Source organism: Paludibacterium flexuosum (genome assembly GCF_037076605.1).
In the GTDB taxonomy this organism is placed as follows: Bacteria; Pseudomonadota; Gammaproteobacteria; order Burkholderiales; family Chromobacteriaceae; genus Paludibacterium.
The window spans coordinates 1355867-1378482 of record NZ_AP029060.1 but is presented as its reverse complement, the minus strand read 5'-3'; the positions used below and the strand labels follow the sequence as shown (position 1 = coordinate 1378482).

The following is a 22616-nucleotide window of genomic DNA, read 5'->3' as shown; positions in this document are numbered from 1 at the left end:
AAACAGAGGAGAGAACCTTCCGGCTGTATCTGCTTTCCGGGATAAAGAAAAAGGAGAAAGCAGAATGATTGGAGAAAAATTTCGCCGTCAGCGTCAGGCGGTGGGCCAGGGATGGTATTGGGGCATGGGCCTGCAGATCAATGAGGCCTTGCATGACAAGCGTGTCGTGGCCGTGATGCAACGTACCAAAGCCTTGCCGGTCGCTTGCTCTTGCCCGCAAGGGGTGCAGTGCAGTCAGTGCATGCCGATCTCGTTCGACGACGATTGAGGCAGTGCGTTGAGTTGATCGATCAGTGCGGCCAGAGCCGGGTTGGCTCTGGCCGTTTCGTTGTAGCAAAGTCCGACACGGCGATGAGGGGCATTTCCGGTCAGGGGACGCAGCGCCAGATCCGGTCTCCCGGCCGCCAGAGATTGCGGCAGCAGCGCCACGCCAATGCCGGTGGCCACCAGTGACAGGGCCAGGGTGAAGTTATCCGCCTGAGCGGCAAAGCAGGGCACCTGATGCTCTGGCTGGTTGTACCAGGCCATGAGCACCGGATGGGAGTCATGGCCGGGACAGGCGATCCAGTCCACCCCGGTCAGATCGGCATGGGCAATTGCCGCGCGGCTGGCCAGCGGGTGGTCATGGGGCAGCACCAGTACGAAGGGCTCTTCCCACAAAGGCAGAAACAACTCCTCCTCGCAGCGCAGGCTCTCGGGGGCCAGCCGTGCTTCTCCCTGACAGCCTTGCCGCAACGTCAGTTGCAGCAAAGGGTCGCTGCGGTGTGCCAGTCGCAGGATGGATTCGATCTGTGCCGGACCCGGTTCGCCCTCCATGCCCAGGGTCAGCAGCTTGCAGGGCTCGCTGTCCGCGCAAAACAGTCCATCCAGCGCCTCGGCATCGGCGACCAGTTTGCGCGCGCGCGGGTAAAGCTGGCGTGCGGCATCGCTGATCGCCACGCCACGGGTCTGGCGCAGGAACAGGGTGGTGCCCAGCCGTGCTTCCAGTTGCCGGATGGTCACGGACAAGGTTGGCTGGCTCAGGTGCAGGCGCAGTGCCGCGCTGCTGATATTGCGCTCTTCGTAGACGGCGATGAAGGCTTTGAGCTGGCGGATATCCATAGATATTTTCGATGTCTGTTCTAGAAAAACAGTATTTCTCAGCTTGTTTTGGCTAAATTATACTGCATTCCATTCTTTGTTATCGTCTTTATCTATTTCAGGAGTCATCATGCAAAAGCCTCTCGTCATCATTACCGGTGCCAGCTCGGGTATCGGCGAAGCCACGGCCCGCCTGCTGTCCGAGCGCGGCTACCCGCTGCTGCTGCTGGCGCGCCGACTGGAGCGTCTGCAGCAACTGGCCTTGCCCCAAACCCTTTGCCGTGCCGTGGATGTGACCGATGCCGCTGCCCTGGCCGGTGCCGTTCAGGAAGCCGAGGCGCTGTATGGTCCGGCAGACTTGCTGATCAATAATGCCGGCGTGATGCTGCTGGGCAGTATGGCCGGTCAGGATCCGCAAGAGTGGCAGACCATGCTGGATGTGAATGTGAAGGGTTTGCTGAACGGGATTCATGCAGTGCTCGCCGGCATGGTGTCGCGACGCCATGGCACGATCATCAATATCAGTTCGATTGCCGGGCGCAAGACCTTCCCCAGTCATGTGGCTTATTGCGGCACCAAGTTTGCCGTGCATGCCATCAGCGAGAATCTGCGTGAAGAAGTGTCGGCGCAGGCTGTTCGGGTGATCACCATCGCGCCGGGAGCCGTCGAGACCGAATTGCTCGGGCATACGACCGATGCGGCGATCAAGCAGGGTTACAACGAGTGGAAGCAGCAGATGGGCGGGGTGCTGAATGCCCAGACGGTGGCGGAAACCATTCGCTTTGCCTACGAGCAACCCCAGCAGGTCTGCATTCGGGAAATCGTCCTGGCGGCGACACGCCAGCCAGCCTGATCTCCCCCGGATCAGTGGCTGTGCGGCAAGTCGTCCTGACTGCGAGCCTTGATATCCCGGTACTCTTCGCAGAAGCTGCAGTGGCAGTTCCCGTGCGGCATGCCGTAGTCGTCGCCGGTTGCGCTGTGTGCATGACGCGCGGCGCGCACGGCCTGAAAGTGGTGGATCCAGCGCAGGATCTGCGCGCCGAGCTGATGTTTTCCAGTCATTGAAATCTCCAGAATCAATTGCCCGCACGCTACCCCTGAGGTGGCGTGCGGTTTTTGTGAATAACCAGGCAATGATCCGGGAGCTGTCCGTCGTGTCCCATCGGCGGATTCCTATATTTCTGACATATCTATTGTTTTTTTCTGTCAGATTTTGAGTGCCCAGTGCCCCATCCTCGCGGGCGGTTCCCCCAGGTTTGAGCAGCTTAATGTGCTGTATTTCAAACAGGTTTGTGGCAAGAGCGAGACAAACCGGCCTGGTCGCGTTTCGGTTCTCTGGCGCCATCGGCTGCTTCATGTTTGAATAATGACCAGCGGTCAATTAATTATCGGGGAGAGTTACCATGTCACAACCACGTCGCGCCTTGATTACCGGCGCATCCAGCGGTCTGGGGGCCGACTTCGCACGCCAACTGGCGGCCAGGGGGAATGCGCTGGTTCTGGTGGCACGCAGCGAAGCGCCGATGCAGGCCCTGGCAGATGAGCTGCGCCAGCGCTATCAGGTCGATGTGCAGGTACTGGTGCAGGATCTGGGACAACCGGGCGCGGCGATTGCGCTCAAGCAGCAGACAGACCGGCTGGGCTGGCAGATTGATGTCCTGGTCAACAATGCCGGGTTTGGTGTGCATGGCGAGTTTCACCGCCAGCCTTTGCCGCGGCTGCAGGACATGCTGCAACTGAATATTTCCACGTTGACCGAGCTGACGCATTGCTACGCGGCCGATATGGTGGCACGCGGGCAGGGTGAGATCTTGCTGGTGTCGTCCATCGGGGCTTACCAGGCGACGCCGACTTATGCCGCCTACAGTGCCAGCAAGGCCTATGTCCTGCTGCTGGGCGAGGCGCTGCACGAGGAGTTGCGTCCCTACGGCGTGACGGTGAGTGTGGTGGCGCCCGGCATCACGGCGACGCAGTTTCTGGCCGTCTCCGGTCAGCGAGCCACGCCGTACCAGAAGCTGGTGATGATGCAGAGCCCTGAGGTGGTGCGTCAGGCGCTGGCGCTGTTGCGTCGCCGGGGGGCGGCCCGGGTGCCGGGGTGGGTCAACCGCCTGACGGTGTTCTTCAACCGTTTCATGCCGCGCAGCTGGCAGCGCAAGGTGGCTTTTCAGCTGATGCGCAATGACTAGGGACCCTAGTCTTCCGAGAAAAAGCGGCTGCTTTTCCTGGGTTCAGCGGTCGCGGGCAGGCTCTGGCTGATGATCTTGCCGCTGCCCGGTTCGGTGATGGTCAGGTTGTCGTTCAGTCGGTAATTGAACTTGGTGAGGTTGCGGCAGCTGATGCAGATGCCGATGGCCCGGATGGCGTACAGATTGCCTGCGGTACGGGTCACCTGGCCACGCAGGGCATGGCGGCGCAGCGGGGTTTTGCAGAACAGGCATTCGCCCATTAACTGGCCGAACCGGGCGCCATTGTCGAATACCACCGGCAGTTGGCTGTCCACCGAGGGACCGGCCAGCAGGGTAAATTCCTCATCGGTCAATTGCATGAGCAAGGCACGCGCCGGCGTGCTTTTTTTCTTTCTGAGCATGGATGCTTGAATCGGGAAAGGTTCTGGCGAAAGGCTTCGCGCTCCCTGTGGCGGGAACCGGTATCCGGCGGGGCCACAAAAAGCGAGGGGGCAGGGTAAACATCTCGCCGCCCGATGTCAATGCGATGCTTGCCTGCCTCAGTCGAGCAAGCGGCGCGCTTCGGCCATCAGCGAATCGGTCAGCCGGCTGATCAGCGTGCTCTGCATGGCCCAGCGGTGCCAGAACAAGGGCAGGTGAAAGGGGGCTGCCGGGCAAAGGTCGACCAGCTCGCCCTGATTCAGCCGCTCGCCGATCAGCAGGCTGGAAACCAGCCCAAAACCGGCACCGGCCGTGATGACATCGACGAACTCATTGATTGACGGGATCAGGTGAAAGGGAAACACGCCGTCAAAGTCCGGATGCTGTTGTGCCAGGAAGTCGAAATGCAGCGGATCATCATGGCTGACCAGTACTGCCGGCGCGCGCGCCAGCGCGCTATCGGTCATGCCGTGGGGGAAGTGTTGCCGGGCAAACGCGGGCGTCGCCACGCAGTAAAAGCGCATGGCTCCCAGTTCGGTGACCTCCCCGCCGGGCAGGGCGGTGGGGTGCTGGCTGATGCAGCCCAGTACCGTTCCGTTGCGCATCATCTGCTGGGTGCGTGACTCATCATCGACATAGACTTGCAGCAGGGTGCGTGGTGTTGACGGCATCCATTGCATGCAGGTGCGGACAAACCAGGCCAGGGTGTCATTACTCACCGCGACCGCCAGCACCTGATAGCTGTCGGCATCGGCATTCATGCGATGTTCCAGTTCTCTTTCCAGCAAGGCGACCTGGCGCACATGGCGCAGCAAGTGTTCTCCCTGGGCCGTCGGTGCCATCGGTTGTGCCCGTGTCAGCAGGCGCTGCCCCACACTGTGTTCCAGCTGGGACAGGCGCTGCGAGACCGCGGACTGGGTGATGTGCAGGCTGCGGGCCGCCTTGTCGAAGCTTTGTTCGCGGATCACGGCATCCAGGGCGGCCAACTGTTTGTAGTCAATGCGCAGGCTCATGATTAGCGCCTCTAATCCATATCCAGAATTATGAATTGTACAACAAGTATATTAGTCGTTTAGATTATTAGAGGACGCTGTTTTACTGCGGCGAGACCAGAAAATCAAAATAAGGGGTCAGACAATGACAGATGCCGTAGCGCAAGATCGTGGCGCCAAGAAGCTGGGCTTGGTGGCACTGACCGCCCTGGTGATGGGCTCAATGTTGGGGGCCGGGATTCTTTCCCTGCCACAGAATATGGCGGCGACTTCCGGTGCTGGTGCCGTGATGATTGCCTGGGGCATTACGCTGTTTGGCATGCTCATGCTGGCGCTGGTCTTCCAGAACCTGTCGAATCGTCAGCCGGATGTCGAGGGCGGGGTGTATGGCTATGCCCGTGCCGGTTTTGGCGATTTCATGGGCTTCAACTCGGCCTGGGGCTACTGGATGTCCGGCTGGGTCGGCAATGTGTCGCTGTTTGTGGTGATGTTCTCGGCACTGGCGGGCTTCAAACCGTTCGCCCTGTTTGCCGATGGCAATAACTGGCAGTCGATCCTGGCATCGTCCATTCTGCTGTGGCTGTTGACCTGGACCGTGATGCGCGGCGTGCACGAGGCGGCCTTCGTTAATATCCTGACCACCATTGCACGCATTCTGCCGCTGATTCTGTTTGTCATCGTGGTGATCCTGGCCTTTCAGGTCAAAACGTTTTCCATGGACTTCTGGGGCAGCGTCAAGCTGGGCTCGGTGCTGGACCAGGTCAAGGGCTCAATGCTGGTGACGGTCTGGGTGTATATCGGTATTGAAGGTGCCACGGTGTATTCGACCCGGGCACTGAAGAAGAGCGATGTCGGTCGTGCCACCGTGGTGGGCTTCCTGCTGACTTCGGCGTTGCTGGTGGCGGTGTCGGTGCTGTCGCTGGGCATCATGAGCCAGCCGCAGCTGGCCGGCCTGAAGAATCCGTCTGCCGCCGGTGTGCTGCAGCACGTCGTCGGGCCATGGGGGGCCGATCTGATCAACGCCTGCCTGATCATTGCGGTGGGGGGGGAGCTGCTGGCCTGGACCATGCTGCCGGCTGAAATTCCTTACCTGGGCGCGCGTGACGGGGTCTTCCCGAAAATGTTCGGTAAGGTCAACCGCCATCAGTCTCCGGTCAATGCCCTGTGGCTGACCAATGGTCTGATTCAGGTGATGTTGCTGGTGACGCTGTATAGCTCGGCCGGTTACCTGGCCCTGCTGTCGCTGGCCACCTCGATGGTGCTGATCCCTTATCTGCTGTGTGGTGGCTATGCCTGGATGGTGGCACTGCGCGGCCAGGGGTATCCCGCCGGTAGCCGGGCGCGCAATCGCGACATGCTGATCGGCGTGCTGGCAACGGGGTACTGTGTCTGGCTGATTTATGCAGCAGGACTGAAATACCTGTTCCTGTCGATGATTCTGTATACCCCGGGGATTGCCTTTTACTGGTGGGCCAAGTGGGAACGTGGCGAAAAGCCCTTCAAGGGCTTCGAGGCAGCGCTGGCCCTGTTCATGGCCGTGCTGGGTGTGATCGCCTGCTTCATGCTGGCCCAGGGCAAGATCAGCCTGAGCTGAGTGGGTCGGTTTCAGTTCGTCATAAGAAGGTTGTTTTGCTCCCTCGCCGCGGCACAGTCCGCGGCTTTTTTTGTGTCGTGAGCATGGTCTGCCTACTGCGCCGGATGCTGGCGGCGGTATTGGTCCGGTGACACGCCGGCCAGTCGCTGGAACATGGCGATGAAGGCCGAGGCGGTGCTGTAGCCGAGATCCAGGGCAATGTGCTGCACGCTCAGGTTCTGCTCCAGCATCGATAAGGCGGTCAGATATTTCAGGCGTTGTCGCCATTCGCTGAAGCTCAATCCCAGTTCGCGCTGGAAGCGTCTGGCCAGGGTGCGTTCGGTGCTGTGCAGCCGGTCGGCCCATTGCGCCAGGGTGTCGTTATTGCCCGGCGCTTGTTGCAGTGCGCTCAGCAGGCGTGACAGCAGGGGGTCGTTGCTGGCCGGCAGGTAGCTGTCTGAGCACCGTGCCAGTTGCATCTGGTCCAGCAGTACATCGGTCAGACGCCGGTCGGCCCCGGTTTGCGGCACGTTGAGTCCGCGTGCGGCAAAGTCTTCCAGAATCGCCTTGAGGATCGGCCCCAGTTGCAGGGCACAGGGTTGTGTCGGCAGATCCCGGCAGTAGTCGGCATCGATATAGACCGAATGATGGCGGCCGCCTTGCAGGGTGTGGGCATCGTGTTCATGATCCGGCGGCGTCCACAGGCCATATTGTGGTGGCGCCAGAAATGGTCGGCCATCGATGGTCAGTGCCATCACGCCGCTGGCGGAATAGCTGAGCTGGCCCCAGGGGTGGCGATGGCTGAGAAAGCGGTCATTGGTGGCAAATTCATTGAGTCGCAGATAGACCGGATAGGGCAGGGTCGTCAGGTCAGGCGGAAACAGCACGCTGCTGGCCGGCATGGCAGGCTTTCGGTATGGATTGTCTGGTTTGCATTATATCCCTTGAATCAGTCTGGCCGACAATACTGTCATTGTGATGACGGATATTTCTTATGCGCGTTTCTTCCCGACACTATGTGCTGCCCTTGCTGGCGGTGCTGATCTGGGGTGGCAATACCATCGTGTCGAAGTTGTCGGCCGGCAGCATTGATGCCGCGGCGATTTCGTTTTATCGCTGGCTGATCGCTGCGCTGTGCATGACCCCCTTTGTCTGGCGCGACTGGCTGGCGCAGCGGGTGCTGATCCGCCGTCATGCCGGGCAATTGGTCTTGCTGGGGTTCCTGGGCATGGTGGCTTACCAGTGTCTGGCCTACCTGGCGGCCAAAACCACCACGGCGACCAATATGGGCTTGCTGCAGGCCACGTTGCCGCTGCTGACGGTGGCGCTGTCGGTCCTCTGGCTGGGCGAGCGGGTGACGCGTGGCGATCTGGTCGGCGGTGTCCTGTCGCTGGTGGGACTGGTCTATCTGCTCAGCCATGGCCATCCGGCGGGCTTGCTGCGGCTGGGGGTGGCGCCGGGCGATGGCATCATGCTGCTGGCCTGCCTGGCCTATGCCGCCTACAGCGTTTTGCTCAAGCGCTGGCCGATCGCACTGAATCGCTGGGCCTCGCTGTGCCTGCAAATCTGGTGCGCGGTGGGGTTCCTGCTGGTGTATTACCTGGCGGCCGGTGCTCCCGGTGTCCGTCTGGTCGCCCTGCCGCTGGTGTTGTATGCCGGCTTGCCGGCATCGTTGCTGGCGCCGATGTTGTGGCTGGCCGGGGTGCAGGCGCTGGGGCCGCAACGTACGGCCGCGCTGATGAATCTGATGCCGGTGATCACGGTGGCGATTGCCAGCCTGCTGCTGGGCGAATCATTGCACGCGTATCACCTGGTGGGTGGGGCGCTGGTGCTGGGCGGGGTGTTGCTGGTGCAGACCTGGCGCCAGCCCCTGGGCATGGCCCCGGTCAGGCTGCGAACGCTCTGAGCGGCGCGCGGTTTACAACAGCGCCCACAGGCCGATGATCATCACCACGACCAGCACCACGGCCAGCACCTGGGTGGTATGGCGCTCCTTGTCGAGCGCCTGGTGCACGGCGTTGTTCAGCGATTCGATTTTTTCCATGCGTTGCTGCAGTTCGTGCCGATCCTGGTCCTGCTTGATCAGGGTCTGCAAAATGGCCTCGCCGCCGAATTCGGCAATCATGGTGCTTTCGCAGACACCAATCAGCCGGTTGACCTTGTCTTTGTAATACAGACCGGAGCGCTGTTGCTCGTCGCTCCATTCGAAATCGAAGCCCTGCTTGGCGAAGAAGGCCTGTTTGTGCAGTCTTTCCGACTCGCTGGTACCGGCCTGAATCATCAGCATGCCGGGGCTGGCACTGTATTCCGGATAGGTCCCCTTGACCCAGGCGATGACGGCCGCGAACAAGAAGTCATCCAGCCCGGCCCCCTGCAGGGTGTCGGTGATCAGGATGCCCGCCTTGGGGCCAAAGGTGATCGAGCGGCTCGGGTGGTCGACGCGGACCCAGGCACAGTTGCGGCTGGCGTGAAAGCGCGCCTCGTCTTCCGGAAATGCGCCCCAGCTGCCGTTTTGGTTGATGGCATAACCGCGGCATTGCACGCGGAAAAAGTCCGATTGCTGGGTGACGGCACGATTGCGCTGCAGGATGCCGTACAGCAGGACGCTGCTGTCTCGCTGCAACTTGATAATCGACTCCCCCAGCGGCATGGCGATGTTGGCCAGTGCGGTATCGCTTTCCGGTGCCTTTATTTCCGTTGCGCTGGCGGCTTGTGCCGCGACATGTTCGGATGCGGGTTGGGTCATCGCCGAAGGTCTGCCAAGGGTAGTGGTCATGCCAGTGCTGCGTCGCTCGTGTGCTTCAAGGGCTCTATCCTGCATTAAAAATGAACTGTTACAAAGCAATTTGCAAACAAAATGCCTATGACGTTGGATTTGGCGCAAAACAAGCTGGCGGATGGCCGTGGTCAAGGATGCCAGCTTCTTCGTCACAACATGTATAATGACGTACTGTCACCGGGGGTGCCGACGTCCATTCAGGGGCTTGTCGGCTGAGAAATACCCTGATTACCTGATCTGGTTCGTACCAGCGTAGGGAGCGTGATCGGCACAGTTCGCTGCGGCCACGCTCCCGCGCCTTTTGGAGAGTGTCCGAATGAAGTTGCGCCAAGTTTGCCTCGCCGTTTCCCTCTGTGCCGCCGCGCTGTGTGCCCAGGCTGCCGATCTTCGTGTCATCACCCACAGTTCCTTCGATGTGTCCAAACCGCTGCTGGCGGACTTTGAAAAGCAGACGGGTATCAAGGTTCAGCTGATCAAGGGCGGTGATGCCGGCGAAATGCTCAACAAGCTGATTCTCACCCGCGCCAATCCGATCGCCGATGTGGTGTTCGGTCTGGACAATTCGCTGGTGGGCAAGGCGGCCAAGGCCGGGGTGATCGAGCCGCTGACGCTGAAATCCGATGGTCGCAAGGCACGTTACAGCTTGCCGGATGGTCTGGTGAGCACCGATTACGGTTATGTCACCCTGGTGTATGACAAGGCCTGGTTTGCCAAGAGCAAGCTGGCGTTGCCAAAGTCGCTGGACGATCTGACCCTGCCGGCCTATCGCGATCTGCTGGTCGTGGAAAACCCGGCAACGTCCAGTACCGGTCAAGGTTTCCTGTATGCCACCATCGGTGCCCTCGGCGAGGACAAGGCTTTTGCCTTCTGGGGCAAGCTGCGCCAGAACGGTCTCAAAGTGGTGAATGACTGGAGCGCCGCCTATAACACCGAGTTTTCCCACAACGGCGGCAGCCGGCCGATCGTGCTGAGCTATGCGACCGATCCGGCGGCAGAAGTGGCTTTCAGTAAAGTCAAATTGACCGAGTCGCCGGTGGCGACCCTGCCGTTGTCTGGTGCCGTGTATCAGCAAGTGGAAGGTGCCGGCCTGATCAAGGGCGGTCAGGCGCGTGCGGCGGCGGAGAAGTTCATCGCCTTCCTGCGTTCGGCACCCGTGCAGCAGGATCTGCAGACGACCATGTGGATGTATCCGGTGATGAGCGGTACGCCGCAGGCCCCGGTGTTCTCCTATGCCAACGAGCCTGCCGCACACCAGACGCCGTCGGCTGAAACGCTCCGCAATAAGGGGCAAGGCTGGATCAAGCGCTGGACTCAGGTGGTACTCAAATAAGATGCGTTCCATGCGTTGGCTGGCGTGGTTGCCGCTGGCCCTGTTGGCCGCGCTGGTGGTCCTGCCACTGGGGCGGCTGATCGCCGAAGGGGCCGGCGCGTTGTCGCTGGCCTTTTTGTCCGATCCTTATTATCGCTGGCGTTTGCTCTGGTCTGCCGGGCAGGCGCTGCTGACCTGTCTGCTGGCCCTGCTGTTCGGCGTACCGGTGGCCTGGACGCTGGCACGTCTGGAGTTTGCCGGCCGTCGCTGGCTGATCCGGCTGGGCATGTTGCCCTTTGTCATGCCGACCCTGGTGGCCGCCATGGGGGTGCTGGCCCTGTTCGGGCCGCAGGGGCTGACCGGCCTGCATGGCCAGGACACGCCCTGGCTGTTGCTGTATGGCAATCTGTTTTACAACTTGCCGCTGATGGTGCGTGCAGCCCAGGAAGGGTTTGCCCGTCTGCCGGCGCATCGTTTGCAGGCGGCGCGCTCGCTCGGCGCCAGCCCCTGGCGGGTGTTCTGGCGCATTGAGCTGCCCGGTGCCATGCCCTGGATTTGTTCTGCGCTGTGTCTGGTTTTTCTCTATTGCTTTTCCGGCTTTGGGCTGGCCTTGCTGCTCGGTGGGCAGCATTACGCCACCGTGGAGGTGGAGATTTATACCCTGGTGGCCTATGAGCTGAATCTGACCGATGCCAGTTCGCTGGCGCTGACGGTGTTGCTGGCCACCGGGCTGGCAGCACTGGCCTATGCCTGGCTGGAGCGGGTGCTGGCGCGTCCGCTGCGGGGTGAGCCGCAGGCGCGCGTGGCGGCGGGGGATGCCTGGCAATATGGCCTGCTGTGCCTGTCCTTTGTGTTGCTGGGCTTGCTGGCCCTGGCGCCGCTGGCGGCGATTGCCTGGCGGGCGCTGACGGCGGGAGCCGCCTGGCAGGTGCTGACCGAGCCGGAGGTCTGGCGGGCTTTGTACAATACGGCGCGCTTCACCCTGCTGGCTCTGCTGGGTGCCTGCCTGTTCGGTCTGGCACACGCCTTTGCCGCCCGTCGCAGTGTTTTGCTGGGGGCGCTGGCCTTCCTGCCCTATGCGGTGTCGCCTGTCTGTGTCGCCTTTGGTCTCTTGCTGCTGTATCCCGGATTGAGTGCCAGTCTGGTGATGTTGCTGGGGGCGTATACGCTGCTGGCCTATCCCTTCATCGCCCGCGGTTTGTCGGCGACACTGGATGCCGTTCCGGCACATTTGCCCCAGGCTGCCCGTTCGCTGGGGGCTTCGCCGTGGCGCGTGGTCTGGCGTGTGTTGCTGCCGCTGGCGGCGCCGGCATTGCGTCGCGGCATGGCTTTTGCCGCCGCGACGGCGCTGGGCGAATTTGCCGTCACGCTGTTTCTGTCCCGCCCGGAGTGGATGACCCTGACGACGCTGATCTATCAACGTCTGGGGCGCCCGGGGGACTTGAATCAGGAGAGTGCTCTGGTGCTGTCCTGCCTGTTGATGGGGCTGGCCATGCTGGCGTTTGTATTGATTGAATGGCAGCGCGAGGAGGCTGGGCATGCTGATCATCGATAAGGTTTCGAAGCGTTTTGGCTCGCAGTGGCCGGCCCGCGACTTGTCTCTGACCGTCGGGCAGGGAGAGATTGTGGCCTTGCTGGGGCCTTCCGGCTGTGGCAAGAGCACCTTGCTCAAGCTGATTGCCGGTCTGGTGCAGCCGGATGCCGGATCGATCCGTTTTGCCGGGGAGGATCTGGGCGGCGTGGCGCCCGAGGCGCGGCATTTTGCGCTGATGTTTCAGGATTTTGCCTTGTTCCCGCATTTGAATGTGCTGGAGAACGTCTGTTTCGGGCTGGTCGAGCGGCGAGTGCCGCGCGCCGAGGCGCGACAGCGTGCCGCCGGTCTGCTGGCGACGGTGGGGCTGGCCGGCTATGAGCGGCGACCGGTCGGGCAGTTGTCCGGCGGCGAGGCGCAGCGGGTGGCGCTGGCGCGCGCTCTGGTGACCGAGCCACGGCTGTTGTTGCTGGATGAGCCGTTTTCCAGCCTGGATGCCCACTTGCGGCTGGCCTTGCAGGCCGAGTTCCGTCAGCGTATCCGCGATCTGGGCATGAGTGCCGTGCTGGTGACGCATGATCGTCAGGAGGCCTTTGCCATGGCGGATCGTATTGCGCTGCTGCATGAGGGACAGATCCTGCAGTGTGCCGCCCCGGCCAGCTTGTTGTCCTCGCCGGTCGACAGCTGGGTGGCCCGCTTTATTGGTTTTGAGAATGTCGGGCCGGACTGGGCGCTGCCGGCGGCAGCCTTGCAGCTGGATGCCCAGGGTCGGGATGCTTGCATCGTCAGTGTGATGCCACAGGCGGAGGGGGTGCGTCTGACCCTGAATCAGGCCGGGCAGCATTACATCATGAGTCTGTCTGGTCGCGAGCTGGCGGCGCTCGGCGCTTCACTTCAGCCCGGCAGCGAGATTGGTTTGCAGATTGATGAGTCTCGGCGCCTGCGTTTCAGCAGGGTGAGCACGGCAGCCGATTACAATTATTAATGCTTTGTCATGCGGTTTTACCGAGGCTGATGCTAGCCTGAGCGGCATGACAACGTCCGCCATCCCCTCTTTTGATACGCCTCGCCTGCAGTTGCTGCCATTGGACGGCAGCGAACAGCAGGCGATTTTTCATCTGTATTCGCATCCGGATGTCAGTCGGCTGTTTGGTCAGGATTGCATGACGGAACCGGCGCAGGCGCGCTATTGGCTGGATGTGCAGGCGCAGATGCGCCAGCTCAATCTGGGGGTGACCTGGCTGCTGCGGCACAAGGCGAGCGGCGAGTGCATCGGCACGTTCAGTTTTGATGGCATCAACCTGCAATGGCACAACGTCGGGATCAGTTATGCCCTGCACCCCGACTTCTGGCATCAGGGGCTGATGAGCGAGGCCATGGCGCCGCTGCTGGCCTGGGCCTGGACCGGAGGGCTGGGGGTGAAGATGCATCGGGTGCAGGCGCTGGTTTTTCCGCAGAATGCCGCGTCGGTGGCCACTTTGTCACGGGCGGGCTTTGTGCGGGAAGGGCAGCGTCTGGGCCTGGTGTTCTGGCAAGGGCAATACTGGGATCTGGACAGCTACTGTCTGCTCAGTCCGCTGGCTGCGGCGCCAACTGACACACCGTAACCCAGGTGCCGTCTACAATCTGCTGCAGTCGGGCCGGCGAGACCCGTACCGCGGTATGGGTGCCACCGGCGGCCGGCATGACTTCTTCGAAATCCTGCAACGAGGTATCCAGATAGACCGGCAGGGGCTGGGCCAGCCCGAAGGGGCAGACGCCGCCGACCGGATGGCCGGTCAGTGTTTCGACCTCATGGGCGCCGAGCATCTTGCCTTTGCCGAATGCTGCCTTGAACAGGCGGTTGTCGATGCGGGCATCGCCCCGGGCGACCAGCAGTACCACGCGACCGTCGCCCAGCCGGAAGGCCAGGGTTTTGGCAATACGGCCCGGTTCCACGCCGTGCGCTTCTGCCGCCAGTGCGACGGTGGCGGTGCTGGTCGTCAGTTCGATGATCGGCAATTCGATCTGACGGCGTGCAAATTCGGCGCGGACGCTTTCCAGGCTCATTGATCGTCTACTCCTGCAGCGCCAGCGCCAGGGTTTCCTTGATTTCTTCCATGACCACGTAGCTGCGCGACTCATTGGCTGCGGGCAGCTTGAGCAGGATGTTGCCCAGCAGTTCGCGGTACATCGACATGTCGGGAATGCGGGCCTTGATCAGGTAGTCGAACTCGCCCGAGACCAGGTGGCATTCGAGAATTTCCGGAATGTTTTGCACTTCGTGGCGGAAGGCATCGAAGATGTCACCGGATTTGGCGGACAGTTTGATTTCCACGAAAACCAGCAGGCTGGCGTTGAGCATGTGCGGGTTGAGCCGGGCATGGTAGCCCTCGATCACGCCCTCGCGTTCCAGCCGGCGTACCCGTTCGGTACAGGGGGTGGTGGAGAGACCAACCTTCTCGGCCAGGTCGGTGAGCGAAATGCGGCCATTGCTTTGCAGCAGCTGCAGGATTTTCAGGTCGACCTTGTCAAAGATCCGCTCGGCAGTGGTCTTCTTTCTCATGTGTACGCTGCACCCCCTGATGTGGATGAATATATTGATAATTTGCCAAAATTAGGGCAAAAGCACTGCTCTATAATCAATATACTACTTGAAATGACTTTGTTTTGGCCATTTCCCTGCCAAAAAAGCCTGGTCGTTTCATGCGTTGTGCTGAGCTTGCAGGACCGATTCCAGTGCGTTTTCCGCCGACAGGATGTGGAAGCGGATGAACTCTGCCGCTTCGTCAGCCTTGCCGGCCCGGCACAGTTCCAGCAGCCGGGTGTGCTCGGTGTGGGCCTGCTCCATGGTCTGGGTGAACAGGATCTGCATGCGGGTGTAGCGATCTGTCTTGTTGTGCAGCTGCTCGATCAGCGCCTGGGTGTTCGGACGTCGTGCGCTGCGATACAGCGCCATGTGGAAGCGGGCATTGAGCTCACCCCAGTGACGGATGTCATTGTTCTTGAGGGCCAGTTCGAATTCCTGCAGTGTTTGCTCGGCCAGCTGCAGGTCACTCTGGCTTTGTTGCGGCACAGAGTTGCGCAGCAGTTCGCTTTCCAGCAGGGCGCGGATGTCGAGCAGTTCCCGGATGTCATCGAAGGACAGCTTGGTCACCAGGGCACCCTTGTGGTCGATGATCTGGATCAGGCCTTCGGCCTCGAGCTGGCGCAGTGCCTCGCGCACCGGTACCCGACTGACGCCGTACTCGTTGGAGAGTGCTTCCTGACGTAATTGCTGTCCATCGGCAAATTCGCCGGAGAGGATGCGCTGGCGCAGTGATTCCGTGACGGCACTGGTCAGGGTTTGGCGCTTGATCGGCTGCATGGTGTTCATTTAAAGGGCGCTGTCGGTCAATCGAAAAGAATATGTTTTATGGCAACAGAATATACGGCGTTTCAGCTGTCCGACAAGAGAGCCACTGGGAAAAGTGGCAAAAAGATGAAAAAAACCGGGGAAAGGGCGGTTTGACGCTGGAAAGTGTCGTTATTTGCCTGCTTATGCCTGTCCATGGCCGAGGCGGGGCGGAAAATGAAAAACCCCGCTAAGGAGCGGGGTCTTCGGTATTCTGGGGTGGATGATGGGACTCGAACCCACGACAACCGGAATCACAATCCGGGACTCTACCAACTGAGCTACATCCACCACTGATCGGTTGTACAGGCTTTGGGCCTGCTTGCTGCGGTAATGCTGGGGTGGATGATGGGACTCGAACCCACGACAACCGGAATCACAATCCGGGACTCTACCAACTGAGCTACATCCACCACTGTTTGCTGCTTGTTGCCATCTTCTGGCGCGCCCGACAGGACTCGAACCTGTAACCCCCGGCTTAGAAGGCCGGTGCTCTATCCGGTTGAGCTACGGGCACGTACCGTCAGGCTCGTTCTGGTCGGGGCGGTGGGATTCGAACTCACGACCACCTGGTCCCAAACCAGGTGCGCTACCGGGCTGCGCTACGCCCCGACTACAGAGCCAGCAACTATACGGATCGAGTCATCTTGTGTCAATACCCGTTGAGCACGGGGGGATAAAAATGCGAAAATGGATATCTTTCCCCGGTGAGTTTTCAGGATCAGATATGGCGGCACAGCGTATAGACGGCAAGGCCGTCGCAGAGCAGTTGATTGATCAGGTCCGCCAGGGGGTGGAAGCACGGCGGTCGGCCGGCAAACGGGTGCCGGGCATTGCCTTCGTGCTGGTGGGGGATGACCCTGCCTCTGCCTCCTACGTTCGGGGCAAGAAGCGGGCTTGCGAGCGCACCGGCATCCAGTCGTTTGGCCATGATTTGCCGGCGACGGTTTCCCAGTCCGAGCTGCTGGCCCTGATGGATCAGCTCAATGCGGATGAGCAGGTCGATGGCATCCTGGTGCAATTGCCGCTGCCCGGCCATCTCGATGCCGAAACCGTGCTGGAGCGGATTGATCCGGCCAAGGATGTGGACGGTTTTCATCCCTACAATATCGGTCGTCTGGCGATGAAGATGCCGGTATTGCGTCCCTGTACCCCGCGCGGGGTCATGACCCTGCTGGCCCACTACCGGATTGAACCGGCGGGCAAGCATGCCGTGGTGGTGGGGGCTTCCAATATTGTCGGCCGGCCGATGGCGCTGGAGTTGCTGCTGGCGCGGGCCACCGTGACGGTCTGCCACAGCGCGACAACCGATCTGGCCGCCGAAGTGGCGCGGGCCGACATTCTGGTGGTTGCCGCCGGCCAGCCGGGTCTGATTCGCGGCGAGTGGGTCAAGCCTGGTGCGGTCGTGATGGATGTTGGTATTAATTATCGTGAAGATGGCAGTCTGTGCGGCGATGTCGATTTTGTCGCCGCCAGCGAGCGGGCGGCCTTCATTACCCCGGTACCGGGCGGGGTGGGGCCGATGACCATTGCCAGCCTGATGCAAAATACCCTGGATGCGGCCAGCCGGCGCGACCCGGTCTAGTCGTCCGTCCGGGTTCACCTATCTATAAATTGATAAAAGACAAAGAGATCCGAATACATGAGTCATGCCAAACCTTCCGCCATCCTGCTGATCAGCTGCCCCGACAAAAAGGGCCTGGTGGCGGCGATTGCCAATTTCCTGATGACCTACAACGCCAGCATCATGCATGCCGACCAGCACCAGGATGACAGCGAACAGTTGTTCCTGATGCGGGTTGAATGGTCGCTGGATGGTTTTACCTTGCCGATGGATGATTTTGCCGCCGCCTTCCAGCCGATTGCCTCCGAGCACAATATGTCCTGGAGTGTCTCGCTGTCGGCACGCAAGCCGCGCATGGCCATCATGGTGTCTCATTACGAGCACTGTCTGGCGGATCTGCTGCATCGCTGGCGTATCGGCGAGCTGAACTGCGACATCCCGCTGATCATTGCCAACCATGAAGATTGCCGAAAACTGGCCGAATTCAACGGTATTCCCTTCCATGTGATTCCGGTGAACAAGGACAACAAGGCCGAGGCCGAGGCCGCGCAGTGGCAGTTGCTGGATGAGGCCGGTGTCGACCTGATCGTGCTGGCCCGCTACATGCAGGTGTTGTCGCCGGCCTTTGTCGCACGCTACCGCAACCGGGTGATCAACATTCATCACAGCTTCCTGCCGGCTTTCGATGGCGCCAAGCCTTACCATCGGGCCTTTGCCCGTGGTGTCAAGCTGATTGGTGCCACCAGCCACTATGTGACCGAGGTGCTGGATGACGGGCCGATCATCGAGCAGGAGGTCACGCGCATTTCCCATCGCGATGATGTCGACGATCTGATCCAGAAGGGACGCGATCTGGAGAAGGTGGTGCTGTCCCGTGCCGTACGCTGGCATCTGGACTATCGCATCCTGTCCTATGGCAACAAGACGGTCATTTTTGATTGAGTGATGCAATGAACCGTTTGCTGAATGATGCACTGGACCTGTTCCGTTTCCGGGTCAAACCGCTGCCGGCATACCACCATCCCTGGTGGCAGCTGGCGCTGCTGATCAGCCTGCTCGGTCTGGTGACCAGTGGCGGCTCGCCCGAGTTGGGGCACTACCTGCCGGGGCGGATCGGCTTCTGCATCGGTTACAACTGGCTGGAGACGCTGTTGTTCGTGCCCTTCATCGGTCTGTGGCTGCGCGTCAATCCCTGGCGTTTTACGCGCCCGCTGCTGGCGCTGATCGTGCTGGCCAGCAGCGTTCAGTTGCTGCAGCCGCTCACCAGCTGGTTGCCTGCCGATGTGGCAGACGGCCTGCTGCTGGTACTGATGGCTTATTCCCTGCTGGTGTTGAGCAATGCCCTGGCGCTGGCCTCCGGACAGGGGCGTCTGCGTGCCCTGCTGGGGATACTGCTGTTTTCGTTCTGTTCGGCTTTCCTGATGCAGGGGGCCTGGTATCTGAGCAGCCGGCAGGGCTGGGTCGATGCGCCGCAGAGTGCCTGGAATCCCTTCGCCCAGGCGGCATCGCTCCAGGATGCCGAGCCGCTGCCCCCCGCGGCCGACAGCAATGGCCAGCAGGGTGCGGCCACCAGTCCGCAGCCTGCCGTCATGCCCTGAGGCAAGGCCCCGTTACTTCGCTGGACCGGCAAAGGTATCCCGCTCAAACAGGGCGGGAAACCAGCGCCGCCACAGTGCCACCACGATCAGGGTGCCCACGCCGCCCAGTACCACCGCCGGAACGGTGCCGAACCAGGCGGCCGTGATCCCGGATTCAAATTCCCCCAGTTGGTTGGATGTGCCGATAAAGATGAAGTTGACGGCGCTGACGCGTCCGCGCATGGCATCGGGTGTTTCCAGTTGAACCAGGGAGGAGCGGATCACCACGCTGACCATATCGCTGGCGCCCAGCACCACCAGGGCCGCGAGCGATAGCGGGAAGACGTGAGACAGGCCGAACACGATGGTACTCAGACCGAACAGGATGACGGCCCAGGCCATGTTGCGTCCGATGTGCCGGCGCAGCGGGTGGCGGGCCAGATAGAGCGAGGTGGCCAGCGCACCGATGGCCGGCGCGGTGCGCAGCAGTCCGAGTCCCCAGGGGCCGGTATGCAGGATATCGCGCGCATAGACCGGCAGCAGCGCCGTGGCGCCGCCCAGCAGCACCGAGAACAGGTCGAGCGAGATGGCGCCAAAGATCACCGGACGGGCGCGGATGAACTGCACGCCCGCCAGTGCCGAACGCAGCGACATGGGTTCTTTGGCGCGGCTTTGCCTGCCGGGTGGGAGGGCCTGCAGCCAGGACATGGCCAGCAGCCAGATCAGCAGGCAGCTGCCGTAGACCGCGGCGGCACCAAGGGCAAAGATCATGCCGCCCAGTGCCGGCCCGATGATGACGGCGCTCTGTCGTGCCGAAGCGGCCATGGCCAGGCTGCGGGGCAGTTGTGTCTCGCTGGCCAGCGTGGGCAGCAAGGACTGCATGCTGGGGGATTCGAAAGCGCGTGCGCTGCCGGTAAGGACGGCGCAAGCGAAGATCAGTGTCAGGCTTTGCTGCTGGCTCAGGCAGGCCAGGGCCAGCAGGGTGGCGCCGAGTGCCTGCAGGCCCTGGGCATACTGAGCGATACGCCGGCGTTCAAACTGATCGGCGGTGTGGCCGACAATCAGGGTCAGCAGCAGTTGCGGCGCAAACTGCGCCAGTCCGATCAGGCCGAGAAAGAGCACGCTGTGTGACAGCTCATAGACCTGCCAGCCAAATGCCACGACCAGCATCTGATAGGCGAGGGTGGAGCAACTTTGGCTCAACATGAAGTGGCGGACAGGGCGGGCAGCGGGTTCGGCGTGGTCTGGCATGGGCTTGTATCACTGGATGGCGGGAAATTGTGTCTTCTGCGGCTTAACCACGATTTAGCGATCTGACAAAGCCGCTGTCAATCGTTTTCCTCCGAGTGTTTTTTGCAGGCGCTGGCTTTGGCTCACCGGTTAAAGCACGCGGTTTTGTCGTCTACATATATATTATCCTTTCAGTGGATTCTGATATGGTGTCTTGTTAGAACTTTTGTCAATAAAAGGCTGGTTAATGGCTTTTTTGTCCATTTATTTGCCAATGTCATAGCTTGTCGCAATTGCGAACAAATGCTTCCCGATCTGGAAATTCCGCAGTTGTCCCGCTTGTCGAAAATCAAATAAAAACAAATTCTTCTATAGAATAATGAGCAGCGTCGTATAGGCTTGATTTAGAAATTTCCCGGTGTATTGCCATGTGCTGTCGTACCGGGGAAGGAAATCGCTTGCCGCGAGCCAGAACTCGTGGTGACAGGCCGTTGCTGACGTATTTCGAAGAGATTGAATTTTGAGTGGGGCCGTGTCGCACAGATATATTTCCGGTTCTCGCCAAAGAAATCAGTGAAGCGAACGCTGATATAAAATCTACCCCATAGATGCCTCACTTCGATGCGCAATGAGTCAGAGCGTGCAGGGAAGTGGGGTGCTCCAAAACAGAACGTTGCGAATCCTTAAAACCGGCCGGCTCTGTCGCGCTCAGAGGGCGATGGTGTCGAGTTTATTTTGAAGGAGCGAATATCCGGCCCATCCGTGCCGGCATGTCGCTCTCCCAACCCAAGGTAGGATAAACATGACTTATTTGAAAGTAGCGGTAGGTTCGGCGCCTTCGACTTGTTTCGAAACCACGCGCTCGCTGGTTAACCTGGCGGAAACCGATTTCACCGACGTAGGTGCCGTTGTCCTGGGCATGGAAGACGTCGCTGCCGGCCGCATCAAGGAACTGGCTGCCAAGGGTCTGGAGATTCCGGTTTTTGTTGTGACCGGCTGCCACGAAAAAATGCCGGTTGATGTGCTGAAGAGCGTCAATGGCGTGATCGAGCTGGGCAAGCAGTCTGCCGTTTACTATGGCCGTCAGATCGAAACCGCGCTGACCAAGTACGAAGCCAGCCTGTACCCGCCGTTCTTCGGCATGCTGAAGCAGTATGTTGAAATGGGTAACTCGGCGTTTGACTGCCCGGGGCATCAGGGTGGTCAATTCTTCCGCAAGCATCCGGCCGGCCGTCAGTTCTTCGAATTCTTCGGCGAAACCGTCTTCCGCGCTGACCTGTGCAACGCCGACGTCAAGCTGGGCGACCTGCTGATTCACGAAGGTGCGCCGCACGATGCTCAGGCTTATGCTGCCAAGGTATTCAATGCCGACAAGACCTACTTCGTTCTGAACGGTACTTCCGCTTCCAACAAGGTCGTGACCAACGCCCTGCTGGCTCGTGGCGATCTGGTGCTGTTCGACCGCAACAACCACAAGTCCAACCACCACGGTGCCCTGATTCAGGCTGGTGCGACCCCGGTCTACCTGGAAACCGCGCGTAACCCGTTCGGCTTCATCGGTGGTATCGACGCACATTGCTTCGAAGAAAAATACCTGCGCGAACAAATCGCTGCCGTGGCACCGGAACGTGCCAAGGAAGCCCGTCCGTTCCGCCTGGCCATCATTCAGCTCGGCACCTATGACGGTACCATCTACAATGCCCGTCAAGTTGTCGACAAGATCGGCCACCTGTGCGATTACATCCTGTTCGACTCGGCCTGGGTTGGCTACGAACAATTCATCCCGATGATGAAGGACTGCTCGCCGCTGCTGCTGGATCTGCATGAAAACGATCCTGGCATCATCGTGACCCAGTCGGTTCACAAGCAACAAGCCGGTTTCTCGCAAACCTCGCAGATCCACAAGAAGGACAAGCACATCAAGGGTCAGAAGCGCTACTGCAACCACAAGCGTTTCAACAATGCCTTCATGCTGCACGCTTCGACCAGCCCGTTCTACGCGCTGTTCGCTGCCCTGGACGTGAACGCCAAGATGCACGACGGCGAACTGGGCCGCAAGCTGTGGGCTGACTGCGTCAAGGTCGGTATCGAAACCCGCAAGATGATCCTGAATGCCTGCAAGCACATCCGTCCGTTCGTTCCGGCGACCGTTGATGGCAAGAAGTGGCAGGATCACGACACCGAAACCATGGCCAACGATCTGCGCTTCTTCGAGTTCCAGCCGGGTGAAAAGTGGCACGCCTTCGAAGGTTACGAGAAGGGCCAGTACTTCGTTGACCCGTGCAAGCTGCTGCTGACCACCCCGGGTATCGATGCGGCGACCGGCAAGTACACCGAATTCGGCGTACCGGCGACCATCCTGGCCAACTTCCTGCGCGAAAACAACATCGTGCCGGAGAAGTGTGACCTGAACTCGATCCTGTTCCTGATGACCCCGGCCGAAGACATGGGCAAGATGCAGCACCTGGTTGCCCAGATCGCCCGCTTCGAACGCTATCTGGACGAAGATGCACCGCTGTCCGAAGTGCTGCCGACCGTGTATGCCAATAACGAAGAACGTTATCGCGGCTACACCATCCGTCAGCTGTGCCAGGAAATGCACAACCTGTATGTCAGCCGCGACGTGAAGCAGCTGCAGAAGGAAATGTTCCGCAAGGCCAAGCTGCCGAAGGTCGAAATGAACCCGCAGGAAGCCAACATCGAGTTCGTCCGTGGTAACGTCGAGCTGGTGGCGCTGGACAAGGCCGAAGGCCGCATCGCTGCCGAAGGCGCGCTGCCGTACCCGCCGGGCGTACTGTGCATGGTACCGGGCGAAGTTTGGGGCGGTGCTGCGCTGAAGTACTTCCTGGCGCTGGAAGAAGGCATCAACCTGCTGCCGGGCTTCTCGCCGGAACTGCAAGGCGTTTACATCCAGCAGGATGAAGATGGCCGCAAGCGTGCATATGGCTACATGCTGACCAAGTAATTCGCTGTTTGTCAGTGATCAAAACGGCCGGGCTTTC

The 22616-nt window shown here is 60.5% G+C and carries 23 protein-coding genes, 4 tRNA genes and 1 riboswitch; of the genes, 13 read left to right on the top strand and 14 right to left on the bottom strand.

Annotation, left to right across the window (positions count from 1 at the left end; translation table 11 throughout):
- Nucleotides 1-64 precede the first annotated feature (64 nt).
- A complete protein-coding gene (locus AACH39_RS06545) occupies nucleotides 65-268 on the top strand; it encodes a hypothetical protein (protein ID WP_215781809.1) in 204 nt (67 codons plus the stop codon).
- On the opposite strand, the gene AACH39_RS06540 is transcribed toward AACH39_RS06545, so the two are convergent.
- The gene (locus tag AACH39_RS06540; protein WP_215781810.1) at nucleotides 235-1101 is read right to left on the bottom strand and encodes a LysR family transcriptional regulator; all 867 of its coding nucleotides are present in this window, start codon (nucleotides 1099-1101) and stop codon (nucleotides 235-237) included. The two genes, AACH39_RS06545 and AACH39_RS06540, sit on opposite strands and share 34 nt — an antisense overlap.
- A gap of 109 nt (nucleotides 1102-1210) precedes the next feature.
- Between AACH39_RS06540 and AACH39_RS06535 the strand changes: the two genes are divergently transcribed.
- The gene (locus AACH39_RS06535) at nucleotides 1211-1933 is read left to right on the top strand and encodes an SDR family oxidoreductase (RefSeq protein ID WP_338621149.1); all 723 of its coding nucleotides are present in this window, start codon (nucleotides 1211-1213) and stop codon (nucleotides 1931-1933) included.
- 11 nt (nucleotides 1934-1944) lie between these two features.
- Here the strand turns inward: AACH39_RS06535 and AACH39_RS06530 are convergent, their stop codons facing one another.
- The gene (locus tag AACH39_RS06530) at nucleotides 1945-2142 is read right to left on the bottom strand and encodes a hypothetical protein (protein WP_215781812.1); all 198 of its coding nucleotides are present in this window, start codon (nucleotides 2140-2142) and stop codon (nucleotides 1945-1947) included.
- Between the two features lie 341 nt (nucleotides 2143-2483).
- On the opposite strand from AACH39_RS06530, the gene AACH39_RS06525 reads away from it, so the two are divergent.
- The gene (locus AACH39_RS06525) at nucleotides 2484-3266 is read left to right on the top strand and encodes an SDR family oxidoreductase (protein ID WP_215781813.1); all 783 of its coding nucleotides are present in this window, start codon (nucleotides 2484-2486) and stop codon (nucleotides 3264-3266) included.
- Nucleotides 3267-3271: 5 nt separating this feature from the next.
- Here the strand turns inward: AACH39_RS06525 and AACH39_RS06520 are convergent, their stop codons facing one another.
- Both AACH39_RS06520 and AACH39_RS06515 read right to left on the bottom strand, forming a co-directional pair.
- On the bottom strand, nucleotides 3272-3667 hold the full coding sequence (locus AACH39_RS06520) for a hypothetical protein (protein WP_215781814.1): 396 nt from the start codon (nucleotides 3665-3667) through the stop codon (nucleotides 3272-3274).
- Between the two features lie 138 nt (nucleotides 3668-3805).
- Nucleotides 3806-4699 carry a LysR family transcriptional regulator ArgP gene (locus AACH39_RS06515; protein ID WP_338621148.1) on the bottom strand — a complete coding sequence of 298 codons (894 nt, stop codon included), beginning with the start codon at nucleotides 4697-4699 and terminating at the stop codon, nucleotides 3806-3808.
- A gap of 124 nt (nucleotides 4700-4823) precedes the next feature.
- On the opposite strand from AACH39_RS06515, the gene arcD reads away from it, so the two are divergent.
- Entirely contained in the window at nucleotides 4824-6272 is a 1449-nt protein-coding gene (gene arcD / locus AACH39_RS06510; protein WP_215781816.1) for an arginine-ornithine antiporter, read from the top strand.
- A 92-nt stretch (nucleotides 6273-6364) separates the two neighbouring features.
- Here arcD and AACH39_RS06505 read toward each other — a convergent pair whose 3' ends face one another.
- Nucleotides 6365-7153, bottom strand: coding sequence for a helix-turn-helix transcriptional regulator (locus AACH39_RS06505; RefSeq protein WP_338621147.1), 789 nt, complete (start codon nucleotides 7151-7153; stop codon nucleotides 6365-6367).
- A 92-nt stretch (nucleotides 7154-7245) separates the two neighbouring features.
- Between AACH39_RS06505 and AACH39_RS06500 the strand changes: the two genes are divergently transcribed.
- Nucleotides 7246-8157 (top strand): DMT family transporter, encoded by a 912-nt coding sequence (locus AACH39_RS06500; protein WP_338621146.1) that lies wholly within the window; start codon nucleotides 7246-7248, stop codon nucleotides 8155-8157.
- 12 nt (nucleotides 8158-8169) lie between these two features.
- On the opposite strand, the gene AACH39_RS06495 is transcribed toward AACH39_RS06500, so the two are convergent.
- Nucleotides 8170-9027 carry a hypothetical protein gene (locus AACH39_RS06495; protein WP_215781819.1) on the bottom strand — a complete coding sequence of 286 codons (858 nt, stop codon included), beginning with the start codon at nucleotides 9025-9027 and terminating at the stop codon, nucleotides 8170-8172.
- Between the two features lie 172 nt (nucleotides 9028-9199).
- A riboswitch (TPP riboswitch) is annotated at nucleotides 9200-9307 on the top strand.
- A 39-nt stretch (nucleotides 9308-9346) separates the two neighbouring features.
- Here AACH39_RS06495 and AACH39_RS06490 point away from each other — a divergent pair.
- The 4 genes from AACH39_RS06490 to AACH39_RS06475 are packed head-to-tail and all read left to right on the top strand — an operon-like array spanning nucleotide 9347 to nucleotide 13477.
- Nucleotides 9347-10360 carry a thiamine ABC transporter substrate-binding protein gene (locus tag AACH39_RS06490; protein WP_338621145.1) on the top strand — a complete coding sequence of 338 codons (1014 nt, stop codon included), beginning with the start codon at nucleotides 9347-9349 and terminating at the stop codon, nucleotides 10358-10360.
- Nucleotide 10361: 1 nt separating this feature from the next.
- Nucleotides 10362-11894 carry an iron ABC transporter permease gene (locus AACH39_RS06485; RefSeq protein WP_215781820.1) on the top strand — a complete coding sequence of 511 codons (1533 nt, stop codon included), beginning with the start codon at nucleotides 10362-10364 and terminating at the stop codon, nucleotides 11892-11894.
- The gene (locus AACH39_RS06480) at nucleotides 11878-12855 is read left to right on the top strand and encodes an ABC transporter ATP-binding protein (protein WP_338621144.1); all 978 of its coding nucleotides are present in this window, start codon (nucleotides 11878-11880) and stop codon (nucleotides 12853-12855) included. The genes AACH39_RS06485 and AACH39_RS06480 overlap by 17 nt, the downstream gene beginning before the upstream one ends.
- Before the next feature lie 46 nt (nucleotides 12856-12901).
- Nucleotides 12902-13477 (top strand): GNAT family N-acetyltransferase, encoded by a 576-nt coding sequence (locus tag AACH39_RS06475; protein WP_215781822.1) that lies wholly within the window; start codon nucleotides 12902-12904, stop codon nucleotides 13475-13477.
- Here the strand turns inward: AACH39_RS06475 and AACH39_RS06470 are convergent.
- From AACH39_RS06470 to AACH39_RS06440, 7 genes are all read right to left on the bottom strand, one after another.
- Nucleotides 13440-13919, bottom strand: a complete 480-nt coding sequence (locus AACH39_RS06470; protein ID WP_215781823.1) for a YbaK/EbsC family protein — start codon at nucleotides 13917-13919, stop codon at nucleotides 13440-13442. The genes AACH39_RS06475 and AACH39_RS06470 overlap by 38 nt on opposite strands.
- A gap of 7 nt (nucleotides 13920-13926) precedes the next feature.
- A complete protein-coding gene (locus AACH39_RS06465; protein ID WP_215781824.1) occupies nucleotides 13927-14415 on the bottom strand; it encodes a winged helix-turn-helix transcriptional regulator in 489 nt (162 codons plus the stop codon).
- A 138-nt stretch (nucleotides 14416-14553) separates the two neighbouring features.
- Nucleotides 14554-15216: a GntR family transcriptional regulator gene (locus tag AACH39_RS06460; protein WP_252346187.1), complete on the bottom strand. Its 663-nt coding sequence runs from the start codon at nucleotides 15214-15216 to the stop codon at nucleotides 14554-14556.
- 242 nt (nucleotides 15217-15458) lie between these two features.
- Nucleotides 15459-15534: transfer RNA gene (locus tag AACH39_RS06455), tRNA-His, on the bottom strand.
- Between the two features lie 46 nt (nucleotides 15535-15580).
- Nucleotides 15581-15656: transfer RNA gene (locus AACH39_RS06450), tRNA-His, on the bottom strand.
- Between the two features lie 27 nt (nucleotides 15657-15683).
- Nucleotides 15684-15760: transfer RNA gene (locus tag AACH39_RS06445), tRNA-Arg, on the bottom strand.
- Nucleotides 15761-15778: 18 nt separating this feature from the next.
- Nucleotides 15779-15855 (bottom strand) — tRNA-Pro (locus AACH39_RS06440).
- 115 nt (nucleotides 15856-15970) lie between these two features.
- Between AACH39_RS06440 and folD the strand changes: the two genes are divergently transcribed.
- Genes folD through AACH39_RS06425 form a run of 3 tightly spaced genes read left to right on the top strand, consistent with a single transcriptional unit; the run spans nucleotide 15971 to nucleotide 18405 of the window.
- The gene (folD, locus tag AACH39_RS06435) at nucleotides 15971-16828 is read left to right on the top strand and encodes a bifunctional methylenetetrahydrofolate dehydrogenase/methenyltetrahydrofolate cyclohydrolase FolD (protein WP_215781826.1); all 858 of its coding nucleotides are present in this window, start codon (nucleotides 15971-15973) and stop codon (nucleotides 16826-16828) included.
- A 57-nt stretch (nucleotides 16829-16885) separates the two neighbouring features.
- Nucleotides 16886-17749 (top strand): formyltetrahydrofolate deformylase, encoded by an 864-nt coding sequence (gene purU / locus AACH39_RS06430; protein WP_338621143.1) that lies wholly within the window; start codon nucleotides 16886-16888, stop codon nucleotides 17747-17749.
- 8 nt (nucleotides 17750-17757) lie between these two features.
- On the top strand, nucleotides 17758-18405 hold the full coding sequence (locus AACH39_RS06425) for a hypothetical protein (protein ID WP_338621142.1): 648 nt from the start codon (nucleotides 17758-17760) through the stop codon (nucleotides 18403-18405).
- Nucleotides 18406-18417: 12 nt separating this feature from the next.
- Here AACH39_RS06425 and AACH39_RS06420 read toward each other — a convergent pair whose 3' ends face one another.
- Nucleotides 18418-19635 (bottom strand): MFS transporter, encoded by a 1218-nt coding sequence (locus AACH39_RS06420; protein ID WP_338621141.1) that lies wholly within the window; start codon nucleotides 19633-19635, stop codon nucleotides 18418-18420.
- Between the two features lie 781 nt (nucleotides 19636-20416).
- Between AACH39_RS06420 and speF the strand changes: the two genes are divergently transcribed.
- A complete protein-coding gene (speF, locus tag AACH39_RS06415) occupies nucleotides 20417-22579 on the top strand; it encodes an ornithine decarboxylase SpeF (RefSeq protein WP_215781830.1) in 2163 nt (720 codons plus the stop codon).
- Nucleotides 22580-22616 lie beyond the last annotated feature (37 nt).